Annotated in this window: 12 protein-coding genes and 1 pseudogene; 4 read left to right on the top strand and 9 right to left on the bottom strand. The window is 74.4% G+C overall.

Annotated features, from left to right (window positions below; all coding sequences use genetic code 11):
• Positions 1-149: 149 nt before the first annotated feature.
• Together AC2RP6_RS29750 and AC2RP6_RS29745 are read left to right on the top strand one after the other, a co-directional pair.
• Positions 150-1,532, top strand: coding sequence for an FAD-binding protein (locus AC2RP6_RS29750; RefSeq protein WP_486448965.1), 1,383 nt, complete (start codon positions 150-152; stop codon positions 1,530-1,532).
• A gap of 22 nt (positions 1,533-1,554) precedes the next feature.
• A complete protein-coding gene (locus AC2RP6_RS29745) occupies positions 1,555-3,174 on the top strand; it encodes a PucR family transcriptional regulator (RefSeq protein WP_486448964.1) in 1,620 nt (539 codons plus the stop codon).
• Between the two features lie 430 nt (positions 3,175-3,604).
• On the opposite strand, the gene AC2RP6_RS29740 is transcribed toward AC2RP6_RS29745, so the two are convergent.
• The 5 genes and pseudogenes from AC2RP6_RS29740 to AC2RP6_RS29720 form a co-directional block, all read right to left on the bottom strand.
• A complete protein-coding gene (locus tag AC2RP6_RS29740; protein WP_486448963.1) occupies positions 3,605-4,714 on the bottom strand; it encodes a glycosyltransferase family 4 protein in 1,110 nt (369 codons plus the stop codon).
• Positions 4,715-4,968: 254 nt separating this feature from the next.
• Positions 4,969-6,694: pseudogene (gene recN / locus AC2RP6_RS29735) on the bottom strand (DNA repair protein RecN).
• Between the two features lie 354 nt (positions 6,695-7,048).
• Positions 7,049-7,957 (bottom strand): NAD kinase, encoded by a 909-nt coding sequence (locus tag AC2RP6_RS29730; protein ID WP_486448962.1) that lies wholly within the window; start codon positions 7,955-7,957, stop codon positions 7,049-7,051.
• Complete coding sequence (locus AC2RP6_RS29725; RefSeq protein WP_486448961.1) at positions 7,954-8,769, bottom strand: TlyA family RNA methyltransferase; 816 nt, start codon at positions 8,767-8,769, stop codon at positions 7,954-7,956. The genes AC2RP6_RS29730 and AC2RP6_RS29725 overlap by 4 nt, the downstream gene beginning before the upstream one ends.
• 7 nt (positions 8,770-8,776) lie before the next feature.
• Positions 8,777-9,106 (bottom strand): hypothetical protein, encoded by a 330-nt coding sequence (locus AC2RP6_RS29720; RefSeq protein WP_486448960.1) that lies wholly within the window; start codon positions 9,104-9,106, stop codon positions 8,777-8,779.
• Positions 9,107-9,171: 65 nt separating this feature from the next.
• Between AC2RP6_RS29720 and AC2RP6_RS29715 the strand changes: the two genes are divergently transcribed.
• A complete protein-coding gene (locus tag AC2RP6_RS29715) occupies positions 9,172-9,519 on the top strand; it encodes an SCP2 sterol-binding domain-containing protein (protein ID WP_486448959.1) in 348 nt (115 codons plus the stop codon).
• A 45-nt stretch (positions 9,520-9,564) separates the two neighbouring features.
• Here AC2RP6_RS29715 and AC2RP6_RS29710 read toward each other — a convergent pair whose 3' ends face one another.
• From AC2RP6_RS29710 to AC2RP6_RS29695, 4 genes are read right to left on the bottom strand one after another with little or no spacing between them, the layout of a single operon-like run.
• Positions 9,565-10,395: an ABC transporter ATP-binding protein gene (locus tag AC2RP6_RS29710; RefSeq protein WP_486448958.1), complete on the bottom strand. Its 831-nt coding sequence runs from the start codon at positions 10,393-10,395 to the stop codon at positions 9,565-9,567.
• Positions 10,392-11,432: a FecCD family ABC transporter permease gene (locus tag AC2RP6_RS29705; protein WP_486450496.1), complete on the bottom strand. Its 1,041-nt coding sequence runs from the start codon at positions 11,430-11,432 to the stop codon at positions 10,392-10,394. The genes AC2RP6_RS29710 and AC2RP6_RS29705 overlap by 4 nt, the downstream gene beginning before the upstream one ends.
• 2 nt (positions 11,433-11,434) lie before the next feature.
• A complete protein-coding gene (locus tag AC2RP6_RS29700; RefSeq protein ID WP_486448957.1) occupies positions 11,435-12,493 on the bottom strand; it encodes a FecCD family ABC transporter permease in 1,059 nt (352 codons plus the stop codon).
• A gap of 50 nt (positions 12,494-12,543) precedes the next feature.
• Positions 12,544-13,647, bottom strand: a complete 1,104-nt coding sequence (locus tag AC2RP6_RS29695; RefSeq protein WP_486448956.1) for an HAD-IIA family hydrolase — start codon at positions 13,645-13,647, stop codon at positions 12,544-12,546.
• An 87-nt stretch (positions 13,648-13,734) separates the two neighbouring features.
• Here AC2RP6_RS29695 and AC2RP6_RS29690 point away from each other — a divergent pair, with 87 nt between their 5' ends.
• Positions 13,735-15,006, top strand: a complete 1,272-nt coding sequence (locus tag AC2RP6_RS29690; RefSeq protein ID WP_486448955.1) for a DUF1015 family protein — start codon at positions 13,735-13,737, stop codon at positions 15,004-15,006.
• The last annotated feature ends 68 nt before the right edge of the window (positions 15,007-15,074 follow it).

The raw sequence follows: 15,074 nt of genomic DNA, 5'->3' as shown, positions 1-15,074 counted from the left end.
GCGGAGGGGCGCCCGAGTACTGGACGTACTTGGGCGCCCCGACAACGCGGCGAGGTGCGGTGCCGGGCGCCGCGGGCCAGGTGCAACTTTGACGACAGGGCCTAGGCTGGAAGGGTCTTTCGCCCTCCGTCCGTTGGAAGGGGGCAGCCATGGCTCCCCTCTCGAAGGCGGGCGCGGCCCTGACCGCGCTCCGCGAGGATCTGTCCGGTGAGGTGTTCGCCCCGGAGGATCCGGGCTACGACGAGGCCCGGACCGTCTTCAACGCGATGATCGACCGCAGGCCCGCCGTCATCGCCCAGTGCGAGAGCGCGGAGGACGTGGTCACCGCGGTGCGCTTCGCGAGGGAGCTGGACCTGCACATCGCCGTGCGCGGGGGCGGGCACAGCGTCGCCGGGATGGCCCTCAACGACGGCGGACTCGTGGTGGACCTGCGGCGCATGCACGAGGTGACGGTCCACCCGGCGGCCTTGGCCGCGCACGTCGAGGGCGGCGCCACCATGAGCCACCTGGACCGTGCCTGCCAGCCGTACGGTCTCGCGACGACCGGCGGCCGGGCCTCCACGACCGGGGTCGGCGGCTTCGTCCTGGGCGGCGGCACCGGCTGGCTGGACCGCGCCTTCGGCCTGGCCGTCGACAACCTGCTCGGCGTGGACCTGGTCACCGCCGAGGGCGAGCTGGTCCACGCGACCTCGGAGGACCACCCCGAGCTGTTCTGGGGGCTGCACGGCGGCGGCGGGAACTTCGGCATCGCCACGTCGCTGACGCTGCGCCTGCACGAACTGCCGCACATGTCGATCGCGTTCCTGCTCTACCTGCCCGAACGCGGGCCCGAAGCGGTCCGCGCCTACCGGGACCTGATCGAGGCCGCGCCTCCGGAGGCCTCCGGCGCCGCCCTCTACATCACCGGGCCGCCCGAGGAGTTCGTACCGCCGCACCTGGTCGGCCGGTTGCTGGCCGGGGTGCTGCTGACGTACGCGGGCCCGGAGGACGAGATGCGCAAGCTGGCGCAGCCGCTGCTGGCGATCCCGCACGAGTCCGAGATCGTCACCGCCATCCCGTACGCCGACCTCCAGTGCATGATCGACGACCCGCCCGGCATGCGGAACTACTGGTCGGCGGAGTACCTCACCGGGCTGCCCGACGCCTTCGTCGACGTCTTCTGCGCCCGCGCCGGGTCGATGCCCGTCCCGACCGGCACCCAGCACCTGGTCTTCCCGCAGGGCGGCGCCATAGCCTCCGGCCCGGCCGACTATCCGGTGCCGTACCGCGGCGCGCCCTGGGCGGTCCACCCGTTCGGGGTGTGGGCGGACGCGGCCGACGACGAGCGGTGCCGGCAGTGGGTCAAGGACGTCCGGTCCGACGCCGCGCCCTGGAGCACCGGAGCGGTGTACCTGAACTTCACCGGGAACGAGGGAACGGACCGGGTGGTCTCCGGCCTCGGCAGCGAGAACATGCAGCGGCTGGGCGCCCTGAAACGGCAGTACGACCCGGACAACGTCTTCCGCTTCAACCACAACATCCGGCCGGCCTGACCCCCTGGTAGCGTCCCGCGACATGGACAACCAGGGCGGGATCACGGTTCAGCGGGCACTGGAGCTGCCGGGACTGCGCAGCGGCCTGCCTGAGGTGGTCGCGTGCGCCGACCGCCTCGGCCGCACCGTCCGCTGGGTGCACGCGGGCGAGGTGCCCAACATCGCCTCCCTCCTCAAGGGCGGCGAGCTGCTGCTGACCACGGGCCTCGGCCTCGGCACCCGCCCCGCCGAACAGCGGGCCTTCGTACGCCGCCTCGCGGACCGGGGGATCGCCGCGCTGGTCGTCGAACTGGGACCGCGCTTCACCCGGCTGCCCGCGACGCTCGTGGAGACGGCGCGCGCGGCGGGACTGCCGCTGGTCCAGCTCCACCGGGAGGTGCCCTTCGTCGCGGTCACCGAAGAGGTCCACACCGAGATCGTCAACGGCCACTACGCCCTGCTCCAGCGGGCCGAGGAGGTCCACCGGCGCTGTACGGAGGCCCTGTTGGGCGGCGGGGGCATCCCGCAGGTGCTGCGCATCCTGGCCGACTTCACCGGGAACCCGGTCTTCCTGGAGACCCCGGACGGGCAGCTGCTGTACGCGGCCGCCAGCTCGGCCGGGGACCAGGGCGCGGACCCGCTCCAGGTGTGGGAGGGGCTGCGCGGCCAGCGCGAGGCGGAACCGTCCGCGAACACGGTGGTGGTCGACGTACCGGGCGGCGGCCACGGCACGGGCTCGGTGCGGGCCCGGGTGGTCCTGGTCGGCGTCTCGGGACCGCTGCTCCCGGTGCACCGGATGGCGGCGGAGCGGACGGCCGGGGTCCTGGCCGTGGTCCTCATGCAGGCGCGGCAGGAGGAGGAGCTGGCGGCGCGCGGTCGCGGCGACTTCCTCACGGACCTCGCGGAGGGCCGCATCTCGGCGGAGGACGCGCCGGCGCAGGCCCGCGTACTGGGTTTCAAGCCGGGCGCCGGGCCGCTGCTGCCGGTGGTGATGCGGCTCTCGGACCTCGGCCCGTCGGGCAACTGGGCCGTCCTGGCCCGGGCGGTCCTGGAGGAGCTGTCGTCGGTCGGGGTCCCGGTCCTGCTGGGCGTCCGCCCGGTCGAGGGCCGGGTACCGCTGCTGGTGTCGCTGCGGGCGGAGTCGGAGCGCACGGCGGTGGCCGACCGGGTCGCGGCGGCCCTGCGGGCCGGTGTCGAACGCGCAGGCCTGGACCGGGCCACCGCCCCGCCGGCCGTCGTCGTCGGCGTCGCGGGCGGCTGGGCGGCCGCCTCGGCGGGCCTGCGGCACGCGGCGGAGACGGCGACGGCGGCGCACGGCCTGCCGGCCCGCCCCTGGTACGACGCCCGCCGCCTCGACATCGACCTGCTGCTGTGGCGGCTGCGCGAACACCCCGACCTGGCGGCCTTCGTGGACCGGGCGATCGGTCCGCTGCGGGCGCACGACGCGGCGTCGCGGCCGCCGCTGCTGCCGACGCTGGAGACGTACCTGGCCCATGCGGGGCGCAAGGCGGAGACGGCCCGCGAGCTGCACCTGAACCGGCAGACCCTCTACAACCGCCTGGCGCGCATCTCGGAGCTGCTGGGCACGGACCTGGACGACCCGGAGACGGTCCTCTCCCTCAGCCTGGCCCTCCGCGCCCGCCGCCACGCCCAGCCGTCGTGACGCGCCCCTTCGCACCGCCCGGCCGTGTCAGCCCCGCGGGCGTGCGAGGAGCGGAATCCGGCCACCTCAGCCCCGCCGGCGTTCGAGGCGCGGGGCACGGGGCGGACCCCCGGAGCGGTGGCGCGGCCGGATGCGACGGGGCGGCCCTGCGGCGCTCATCCCCTGCCCGCCCTTCCACCGTTCCCCGGGCGCTGCCCGGACCCGCGCCTCACACGCCGCCGAGGCTGGAAAAGGCGGCGGCGAGGCCGGGTACGCCGGGCCATCCCCTGGGCCCTGTCGTCAAAGTTGCACCTGGCCCGCGGAGCCCGGCACCGCACCTCGCCGCGTTGTCGGGGCGCCCAAGTACGTCCAGCACTCGGGCGCCCCTCCGCGTTGCGATGCACGGCACCGGACACCGCGGGCCTGACCGGCGCCACTGTGACGACAAGACCTAGCGGCGGCGTTCCGTCAGTTCGTCGTAGACCGACAGGATCTGGGCCACCGTGTCGTCCTCCGACGGCCACGTCGCCGCCTGGATGCGCCCCGCCGCCGCCAGGTCGGCCCGGCGGGCCGGGTCGGCCAGCAGGCCGGTCACGGCCGAGGCGAGGGCGTGCGCCTCCCCCGGCGGGACGAGCACCGCGCCGTCCCCCACCAGCTCCGGCACCCCGCCCACCGCCGTGGCGACCAACGGCACGCCCGCCCGCAGCGCCTGCTGCGCCGGCAGGGCCCGCGCCTCCCAACGGCTCGGCAGCACCGCCAGGTCCGCCGCCGCCAGCAGCTGCGCCGCGTCCCGGCGGCGGCCGAGCAGCCGGACGGGGAGCCCCTCCGCGTCGATCCGCCGGGCCAGTTCGGCCCGCAGCGGCCCCTCGCCCGCGATCACCAGCAGCGGCGCGGGCTCCAGGGCCCGCCACTCGCGTGCGGCGTCGAGCAGGACCGAGTACCCGCGGTGCGCCACCAGGCTGCCGACCGCGATGAGCAACGGCCGTTCCACCACGCCGAGTTCCGCCCGCAGTTTGCCCGGGTCCGACGTCCCCTCCGGGGCGGCGGGGACCGCCACGGGCGCCAGCCGCGCGTCCCTCGCGCCCCGTTGCCGCGCGAGGTCCACGAGGTCCGAGGAGGCTCCGAGCACCACCGCGGCGGCCCGCGCCACGCGCCGTTCCAGTATCCGGCTCAGCCGGCCGAGCGCGCCGGGCGCCGTCGGGCCCTGGCCGTGCCAGCTCACCACGAGCGGCACCCGTCGTCCCCGTATGGCCAGCGCGGCCCGCAGTCCGGCCCGCACCCCGTGCGCGTGCACGACGTCCGCACCGGCGCACGCCGCCCGCAGCACGCTCACCGCGTCGGGCGCGAACTCCGCCCCGGCACCGGTGAAGTCGTACTCCCCCTCCGCCTGGACGGGCGCGCACACCGTGACCCGTACCCCGCGTGCGGCGAGCCCGGTGGCGAGCGAGCGGACGTGCGTGCAACTGCCCGCGCCCGCACCGTCTCCGAGCACGTGGACGGTGCGCAGCGGGCGCCCGTAGGGCTGTGCCGCGGCGGGGGTGGAGACCGGGGAGCTGCTCACGGGCCGAAGCTCCAGGGTGAGGGGAGTCAGAGACGTCGCCAAGGATGCCAGTCCGTACGCGCGTTCCGGGACCATATGGGTGCGGATCCTGTGCGAGATACGGCCGGACACCCCCGAGCCTCACCCACACGGCTTAAGTGGAATCCGGAGCGTGACGCGCCGATCGGTCTATTTCGGGTCCGAACCGGTCGTTCGCGGACAAGCGGAGGGCCCGGAACGTCACGCGTTCCGGGCCCTCCGGCCGGTGTACGGGCTCACGCGTCGGCGCGCGCCGCCTCCAGCAGTTCCTCCGCGTGCGCCCGCGCGGAGACGGAGTCCTCGTGCCCGGCGAGCATGCGCGAGAGCTCGCGGACGCGGTCCTCGCCCTCCAGGACGGTGACACCGCTGCGGGTGACCGAGCCGTCGTTGGTCTTCTCCACCAGCAGCTGCCGGTCGGCGAAGGCCGCGACCTGTGGCAGGTGGGTGACGACGACGACCTGCGCCGTCCGGGCGAGCTTCGCCAGGCGCCGGCCGATCTCGACCGCCGCCTTGCCGCCGACGCCCGCGTCGACCTCGTCGAAGAGGTAGGTGGGCACCGGGTCGGTGCCCGCGAAGACGACCTCGACCGCGAGCATCACCCGGGAGAAGCTCACCGCCCGAGGCGCCCTTGGCGATCGGCCGCGGCTGGGCCCCCGGGTGCGGGGCCAGCAGCAGTTCGACCTCGTCGGTACCGGAGGGACCGTAGGCGACCGGGCGGCCGTCCACGTCCACTCCTTCGGGGTCCTCGGTCTGCCGGATGTCGATCGTCACCCGGGCGTGCGGCATCGCCAGCGACGCCAGCTCCTGCGTGACCGCGGAGGCGAAGCGGGTCGCCGCCTCCACCCGCGCGTCGGTCAGCGCCTGGGCCAGCAGCGACAGTTCGGCACGCAGGCCGTCCCGCTCCGCGGTCAGCTCGGTGATCCGCTCGTCGTCACCGTCCAGTTCCAGCAGCCGCGCGGCACCCTGCTCGGCCCACTCCAGTACGGCGTCGACGGTGCCCTCGGAGCCGTACTTGCGGGTCAGCTGGGTCAGGGCGGCCCGGCGCTCCTCCACCGCGGCCAGCCGCAGCGGGTCGGCGTCGAGGTCGTCGGCGTATCCCGCCAGTTCCCCGGCGACGTCGGACAGCAGGATGCCCAGCTCCCCGATCCGCTCGGCGAGCGCGCCGAGGGCCGGGTCGTGCGACCGTACGGATTCCAGTGCCCGGTGGGCCCCGGCGACGAGCATGTTCGCGTCGATGGCCTCGGGGTCCTCGGGGTTGCCCGCGAGCGCGGCGTGCGCCGTCTGGGCCGCGGAGGCCAGCGCTTCGGCGTGCCCGAGCCGCTCCGCCTCGGCCGCCAGCTCGGTGTCCTCGCCGGCCACCGGTTCCACGGCCGCGATCTCGTCCAGCCCGAAGCGGAGGAGGTCCGCCTCCTGGGCCCGTTCCCGGGCCCTGGTGGTGATCTCGTCGAGTTCCACGGCGACCGCGCGCAGCCTGCGGTAGGCCGAGACGTACTTCTCCAGCGGGACGGCGACGGCGTCACCGGCGTACCGGTCGAGCGCCTGTCGCTGCCGGGCCGGCCGGAGCAGGCCCTGCTGGTCGGTCTGTCCGTGTACGGCGACGAGGTCGTCGGCGAGTTCGCCGAGCAGGCCGACGGGCACGGAGCGGCCGCCGACGTGGGCGCGCGACCGCCCCTCGGCGGACACGGTCCGGCTGATCAGCAGCGCGCCGTCGTCGAGCTCGGCCCCGGCTTCCTCGGCGCGCAGCGCCGCGGGGGCGTCCGGGCGCATGACGATGCGGCCCTCGACCACCGCCGCCTTGGCCCCGATCCGTACCAGGGCCGGGTCGGCGCGACCGCCGAGCAGCAGCCCGAGGCTGGTGACGACCATCGTCTTGCCCGCGCCGGTCTCGCCGGTCACCGCGGTGAAACCGGGCGACAGCTCGACCACCGCGTCGTCGATGACCCCGAGCGACCGTATCCGCATCTCCTCAAGCACGGGACGACGATACCGAGGTTTCCCCGGTGCCATGTGACGTCACCCGTCCCGAGTTTTGCGAACGCATGTGCTATTAAGTGTCTCGCGGCGGCGCCTGAACGACAACACCGCCCGGCGCCACCGTGCTTGCACCGGCGAGGTCCCGTGCACCGCCTCGCCCGGCCCGATCCGCCGGACACCCCTAGGGGGTGTCCGGCGGATCAAGGTCGGACAGCCCGGGCTGTCCGGTGCCGTGGATTGCAAGGCGGAGGAGGGAGTCGACGCGGAGCGTCGGCGACCGACGACAACGCGGCAAGGCGCGACCGGGCGGGCCGGGCCCGGCCATGATCCGCCGGACACCCCCTAGTGGGGCGCGCCGCGCCAGCCCGACACCGGCAGCGCGAACTTCGCGACGAGCCGGTCCGTGAAGGACGCGTGGTGCAGCCGGGCGAGCCGCACGGGCACCGCGCCCCGGCGGACCTCCACACGGGCCCCGGCCGGCAGCTCCAGCATGCGCCGGCCGTCGCACCACAGGACGCCGTGCGGGGTGCCGCTCTGCACCTCCACCGCCAGCACCGAGTTCGGCGAGGTCACCAGCGGCTTCGCGAACAGCGCGTGCGCGCTGATCGGCACCATCAGCAGCGCCTCCACCTCCGGCCAGACCACCGGCCCGCCCGCGGAGAAGGCGTACGCCGTCGAGCCCGTCGGAGTGGCACAGACGATCCCGTCGCAGCCGAAGCCGGTCACCGGGCGCCCGTCGATCTCCAGGACCACCTCCAGCATCCGCTCCGGCGACACCTTCTGGACCGCGGCCTCGTTCAGCGCCCAGTCGCGGTGCAGCACGTCGCCGTTCGTGCGCACGATCACGTCGAGGGTCATCCGCTCCTCGACCTCGTACGAGCGCGTCACGACCCGGTCCACGACCTTGTCCAGGTCGTCGCGCTCGGCCTCGGCCAGGAAGCCGACGCGGCCCAGGTTGACGCCGAGCATCGGCACGCCCGAGGCGCGCGCGAACTCGGCGCCCCGCAGCAGGGTCCCGTCGCCGCCCAGCACCACCAGCAGCTCGCACCCGTCGAGCACCCCCGGCGTGGACTCGGTGACGATCTCCACCTCCGGAGGCAGCGGCAGGTCCACCGCCTCGTGGTCGAAGACCCGTACGCCCAGCCCGCAGCGCAGCAGCCCCTTGACGACCAGCTCGGCGCTGCGGATGGCCGCCGGCCGTCCGGTGTGCGCGAGCAGGAATACGGTCCGTTCCCCCGAAGAATCTGTCACTGCGGCCCCTCCGCCACTGCACGGTCAACATCCGCCGGGTCGAGCGCCGGTGCCCCCGCCCTCAGCCAGAGAAAGTACTCGACGTTCCCGGACGGCCCCGGCAGCGGACTGGCGGTGACTCCGAGGACACCCAGCCCGAGTGCCGCCGCACTGGCCGCCACCTCGCGCACGGCCTCCGCCCGCAGCTCCGGGCTGCGCACGACGCCGCCGCTGCCCAGCCGTTCCTTGCCCACCTCGAACTGCGGCTTGACCATCAGCACCAGGTCGGCGTCCGGGGCGGTGCACCGCACCAGCGCGGGCAGTACCAGGCCGATGGAGATGAAGGACAGGTCGCCGACGACGAGGTCCACCGGGACGCCGTCGATCTGCTCGACCGTCAGCTCGCGCACGTTCGTCCGGTCCTTCACGGTGACCCGGTCGTCGCTCTGCAGCGACCAGGCGAGCTGCCCGTAGCCCACGTCGACGGCCATCACGTGGGCCACGCCCGCGCGCAGCAGCACGTCGGTGAAGCCGCCGGTGGACGCGCCGGCGTCCAGTGCCCGGCGGCCCTCGACCCGCAGCCCCTGCGGCCGGAAGGCCGCGAGGGCGCCGGCGAGCTTGTGTCCGCCGCGCGAGACGTAGTCGGGGTCCGCGTCGTCCTTGAGGACCACGAGGGCCGCGCTGGTCTCGACCTGGGTGGCCGCCTTGGTCGCGGTGGCGCCTCCGACGGTCACCCGGCCCGCGGCGATCAGCTGCGCGGCGTGCTCGCGCGAGCGGGCCATGCTGCGGCGTACCAGTTCGGCGTCCAGGCGGCGGCGTGCCACTCCTGCCACGTTCGGTTCAGCTCCTGTTTTCGTACGGTCCGGGGGCGGGAGGTGCGTCCAGCGCCGTCAGCGCCGCACGCAGCCCCCGGTGGACATCCTCGTACACCTCGACGTGTCCGTCCGCCCCGAGGTGGTCCGCGTCCGCCAGCCGCGCCAGGTGCGCGTCCACCCCGGCGTGGCCGGTGGGGGTGCGTACGACGCCCAGCGGGACGGGCCCGGCCGGCCCGTCGGCGGCTCCGGGCCCGGCCCCGGCCGCGGGCCCGGCCGCGGGCCCGGCCGCGGGCCCGGCCCCGGATCCGTCCGCGGTCCGGGCCTCCGCCGGGATCCCGGCTGCTTCGTCGGTCATGCCACGACGCTACCCCGAAGCGCCCCCGCGGCGGCGCGCGGCTCTGCGGTACGGTCGTGATCACGATGGCTACGATCCAGGAGTGCCGTGACGCACTCGACGAACTCTCCGGCAACCTCGCGCGGGCCGAGGAAGGCGTGCGCGGCGCGGCCGCCTTCGACCGCTCCCTCAGCTGCCACATCACCGACCTGGACCAGACGTTCACGGGCCGCCTCGACGGGGGCCGGATCCGGGTGGACGCGGTCACCCCGGGCCCGCCGGCCCGGAAGGCCGAGATCCGCCTCGCGATGACCGGCGACGACCTGGTCGCGCTGGTCGCGGGCGAGCTGAAGTTCGCGAAGGCCTGGGCCTCCGGCCGGGTCCGGCTGGAGGCCGGCATCCGCGACCTGCTGCGGCTGAAGAGCCTGCTCTGACGTGCCCGGGGCCCCGGCCCCGGGCACGTCACCCCGCTACGTCCGCTACGCCCCGGCGGCCGTCTGCGCGCGGGCGCGCCGTGCCGCCGGGATCACCAGCGGCGTTCCCGTCTCCGGGTCGTCGATGACCTGGCAGCGCAGCCCGAACACCTTCCCCACGAGTTCGGCGGTGACCACCTCCTGCGGCGGTCCCTCGGCGATGACCTTCCCGCCCCGCATCGCGATCAGGTGCGTGGCGTAGCGGGCGGCGTGGTTGAGGTCGTGCAGCACGGCGACGAGGGTGCGCCCCTGTGTCTCGTGCAGTTCGGCGCACAGGTCCAGCACGTCGATCTGGTGCTGGATGTCCAGGTACGTCGTCGGCTCGTCGAGCAGCAGCAGCGGGGTCTGCTGGGCCAGCGCCATGGCGATCCACACGCGCTGCCGCTGCCCGCCGGACAGCTCGTCCACGGCCCGGTCGGCCAGCTCGGCGACCCCGGTCGAGGCCATCGACTCGGTGACGATCCGCTCGTCCTCGGCCGACCACTGCCGCAACAGGCCCTGGTGCGGGTACCGGCCGCGCGAGACCAGGTCGGCGACGGTGATGCCGTCGGGCGCGATCGAGGACTGCGGGAGCAGCCCGAGGGTCTTGGCGACCTTCTTCGCGGGCATCGAACCGATGGCCTGCCCGTCCAGCAGCACCCGTCCCCGGGACGGCTTCAGCATCCGCGACAGGGCCCGCAGCAGCGTGGACTTGCCGCATGCGTTGGGGCCGACGATCACCGTGAAGGAGTTGTCGGGGATCTCCACCGACAGGTTCTCGGCGATGACCCGCTGGTCGTAGCCGAGGGTCACGTTCTCCGCGGTCAACCGCTGCACTTGCGCACTCCTGAGGTTCATATACGTCCCGCCTTGCGCTCGGTGACGAGCAGCCAGAGCAGATAGACACCGCCGACCAGCCCGGTCACCACGCCCACCGGCAGCTGGTCCGCGCCGAAGGCCCGCTGCGAGGCCCAGTCCGACAGCAGCAGCACCACCGAGCCCATGAGGGCCGCGCTCAGCAGGTTGGCGCCGGGCGAGCGGGTCAGCCGCCGCGCCAGCTGCGGAGCGGCCAGCGCGACGAAACTGATCGGACCGGCCGCGGCGCTCGCCGCCGTGGTGAGCAGGATGGCGGCGAGCATCAGCAGCAGCCGGGTGCGCTCCACCCGTACCCCCACCGCGTACGCGGCGTCGTCGCCCATCTCGATCATCCGCAGGGCCCGGCTCTGGCCCAGCACCAGCGGGAACAGCACCGCGCAGCTCAGCAGCAGCGGCCACACCTGCGCCCAGTCCCGGCCGGCCAGCGAACCGGTCAGCCAGACCATCGCCCGGGAGGCCTCCACCAGCTGGGCCTTGGTGATCAGGTACTGGATGACGGCGAGCAGCATCGCGGACGCGCCGATGCCCACCAGCACCAGCCGGTAGCCGTGGATGCCCCGCTTGTACGCCAGCAGGTAGACGGCGGCACCGGCCAGCAGTCCGCCGAGCAGGGCGCCGACGGCGACCTCGCCCGCCGAGCCGTTCAGCAGGATGATGACGACGAGGGCGCCGACCGCGGACCCGTAGGAGAAGCCCAGCAGGTCGGGCGAGCCCAGCGGGTTGCGGGTCACCGACTGGAAGACGGCTCCGGCCATCCCCAGGGCCGCGCCGACCAGCAGGGCGACCAGTACCCGGGGCAGCCGCAGGTCGTTGACGATGAAGTCGTTGGCGGGGGTACCGTTGCCGAACAGGGTCTGCACGACGTCCCAGGGCGCGATGTCGAAGTCGCCGGTGCCGATGAGCAGGACGGCCATCACGAAGGCGGCGAGGACGAGCAGGACGCCGACGGCCAGGGCGCGCCGCTCGATCCGCAGGGATATCCCGCCCGGGAGCCGCACGGGACGGGCTTTGGCGGTCACGGTCACAGCTGGGCCATCCTCTTGCGCCGGACGAGGTAGATGAAGACGGGCCCGCCGACGAGCGCGGTGACGACGCCGACCTGCAGCTCGGCGGGCCGGGTGACGACGCGGCCGACGACGTCCGCGCCGAGCAGCAGGACGGGCGACAGGACGGCCGAGTACGCGAGCACCCAGCGCATGTCCGGTCCGGTGAACGTGCGCACGAGGTGCGGGATCATCAGGCCGATGAAGACGATGGGCCCGCAGGCGGCGGTCGCCGCACCGCAGAGCAGGGTGATGGCGAGCATCGCGCCGATCCGGGTCCGCGTCAGGTTCGCACCCAGCGCCCGGGCGGTGTCGTCGCCCATGGCCATCGCGTTGAGCGGCCGGCCGAGCGACAGCGCGAGCACCGCGCCGACCAGCAGGAACGGGGCGACCTGCCGGACGGTGTCCATGTTGGCCGAGGCCAGCGAGCCCACCGTCCAGAAGCGCAGCTTGTCCAGTGCCTTGCTGTCCATCAGCTGCACCGCGTTGATGTAGCCGACGAGGGCCGCGCTGGCCGCCGTACCGGCGAGGGCGAGGCGCACCGGTGTGGCACTGCGGCTGCCGCCGAGGACGTACACGACGACCGAGACGACGGCGGCGCCGAGGAAGGCCCACCACACGAACTCGCCCAGCGAACTCGCGCCGAAGAAGCTGATCGCGGAGACCACGGCGGCCGCGGCACCGGCGTTGACGCCGAGGATGCCGGGCTCGGCCAGCGGGTTGCGGGTCAGCGCCTGCATCACCGCCCCGGACAGGCCGAGTCCGAGCCCGACCATCAGCCCGAGAAGGGTGCGCGGGACCCGGAGGTCCCGCACGACCACGTCCGAAGTGGTCCCCGAGAAGTGGAAGAGACCGTGCCAGACCTCTTCCAGGGACATCTGCTTGGCGCCCACGGCGATGCTCACCACCGCGATCAGGGCGAGCACCAGGAGGGCGCCGGCCAGGCCGGCGGCACGCGCGGCATGGCGTGGGCGGGCGACGGCGTCGGGCGGGGGCGCCGCGCTCGGTCCGGATTCAGGGGGACTCTCAACCAACACGCAGGTTAGGTTAGCCTAGCCTCCGCCCGGAACGGACCCCCGGGAGGTACCTAAAGACCCAGCCTGGTCAGCGCCTTCGCCGCGTCGAGCGTGCACACGTCCTCACCGGCGGCCGTCCATGCCGCCGCGCACAGCGCCCGCAACCCGTCCAGGGGGTCCCGGCCGGCGCCGTCCGACCCGCCCGTACCGTCCCCGTCGCCCGCGGAGCCCTCGGCTTCGGAGCCCTCCGAGCCCTCGCGGAGTTCGAGCACGCCGTTGTTCAGCGCGACCGCCGTCCAGCCGCCGCAGCGGAACCCCTCCGCGGCCGGCACCACCTCCGGCTGCCCGGACAGCAGCCCGCGCAGGTCCCGGTCGACGTACGTCGGCCGGTGCCGGGGCTCGGCCCGCAGCAACTGCTCCGCGTCGGTCACCCCGGTCAGCACCAGCAGCGAGTCCACCTCCCCGTTGAAGGCTCCCTCGATGTCGGTGTCCAGCCGGTCCCCGACGACCAGCGGCCGCCGCGCTCCGGTCCGCAGCACCGTCTCCCGGTGCATCGGCGGCAGCGGTTTGCCCGCCACCTGCGGGTCCGCGCCCGTGGCGATCCGTACGACCTCCACCGCGGCCCCGTTGCCCGGCGCGATGCCCCGCGCCCCGGGGATCGTCAGGTCGGTGTTCGACGCGAACCACGGCACGCCCCGGTTGACGGCGTACGCCGCCTCCGCGAACCGCCCCCACGCCAGGTCCGGCCCGCCGTAACCCTGCACGACCGCCGCGAGCCCCTCCTCGTCGGCGGACTCGACGGGCACCAGCCCGCGTTCGCGCAGCGCGACCCGCAGCCCCTCCCCGCCGATCACCAGCACCTTCGATCCCGGCTCGACCTGCTCGGCGATCAGCCGGGCCACCGCCTGCGCCGAGGTGATCACCTCGGCCGCCTCCGTCGGGATGCCCAGTTCGCCGAGGTGCTCGGCGACGGCCTCGGGGGTCCGCAGCGCGTTGTTCGTGACGTAAGCGAGGTGCATGCCGTCGGCGCGGGCCGCCGCGAGGGACTCCACGGCGTGGCCGATGGCCCGCCCGCCCGCGTACACCACACCGTCCAGGTCCAGGAGAGCGGTGTCGTACGCCTGGTGAAGACTCTGGTCACACGCCGCAGGACTGGTCCTGATCTGCCGGGTCATTCTGGCCGCTCCCTCTGTGATCGATCTTGTCCGATTCGCTACTGCCCCGATCATCCCGCATGGCGAGACGCGACTTACCATGCACCAATGACCATTTCTGGCACCGCGGAGCACGGACTGCGCCTGATCCCGTTCCATGGCCTGCGCTACGTCCCCGAGCGTGTCGGCAGCCTGGCCGCCGTCACCTCGCCGCCGTACGACGTGGTCGTGCGCCCCGACGGAGTCGACCACCTCGAATCCGCCGACCCGCACAACATCGTCCGTCTGATCCTCCCCCAGGCCGGCACCCCGGCCGCCCGCAACGAGCAGGCCGCGCGCACCCTGCGGGACTGGCTCGCCGAGGGCATCCTCTCCGCCGACCCGGAGCCCGCGCTGTACGTGTACGAACAGCGCCGGGCGGGCCTGCTCCAGCGCGGCGTCATCGGCGCCCTGGCCCTGTCCGCCGCGGACGCGGGCATCGTCCTCCCCCACGAGGACGTCATGCCGGACGTGGTCACCGACCGGGCGGGCCTGATGCGGGCCACCTCCGCCAACCTCGAACCGCTCCTCCTCACCTACCGCGGCGACGACCCCGGCACGGGTGCGGCGGCGGTCGTCGAACGGACCGCCCGGCGCGCCCCCCTGCTGTCGACCACCACCGAGGACGGCTTCCAGCACCGGCTGTGGGCCATCACCGATCCGGCCGAACTCACCACCGTCACAGCGGATCTCAGCCACCGCCAGGCCCTCATCGCCGACGGCCACCACCGCTGGGCGACCTACCTGCGCCTCCAGGAGGAGCACGGCTCCCCCACCGCGTGGGACTTCGGCCTGGTCCTCCTCGTGGACACCGTCCGCTACCCGCTCCAGGTCCGCGCCATCCACCGGATGCTGCGCCGCCTGCCGGTCGCCGACGCGCTGGCAGCGGTCGCCGGGCACTTCCGGGTCCGCCCCGTCGACGGGCCGCTGCCGCTGGCCCTGGAAGCCCTCTCGGACGCGGCGGAACGCGGCAACGCCTTCCTCCTCGGCGGCGACGGCACCTTCCACCTGGTCACCGATCCGGACCCGGCCCTCCTCGACCGCACGGTCCGCCACGACCGCCCCGAGGCCTGGCGCCGGCTGGACGCCACCGTGCTGCACGCGACGCTGCTCGACGCCCTGTGGAACGTCCCGGACACGCCCGACCAGATCACGTACATCCACGACGCCGCGTCCACGGTGGCGATGGCCGAGCGCCACGGCGGCACCGCCGTCCTGCTGCACCCCGTACGGGAGGAGGTCGTGCGCGACCTCGCGCGCCAGGGGGTCACCATGCCGCGGAAGTCCACGTCCTTCGGGCCGAAGCCGGCCACCGGCCTGGTGCTGCGCGGGCTGGGCTGAGCCCGCCGGGCCCCGGACGCGCGGAAGGGCGGTACCCCGGCCGGGGTACCGCCCTTCTGCCTCAGTAC

Source organism: Streptomyces sp. WAC03905 (assembly GCF_057371075.1).
The sequence above is the reverse complement of the archived record's forward strand: the minus strand, read 5'-3'. Positions and strand labels throughout refer to the sequence as shown.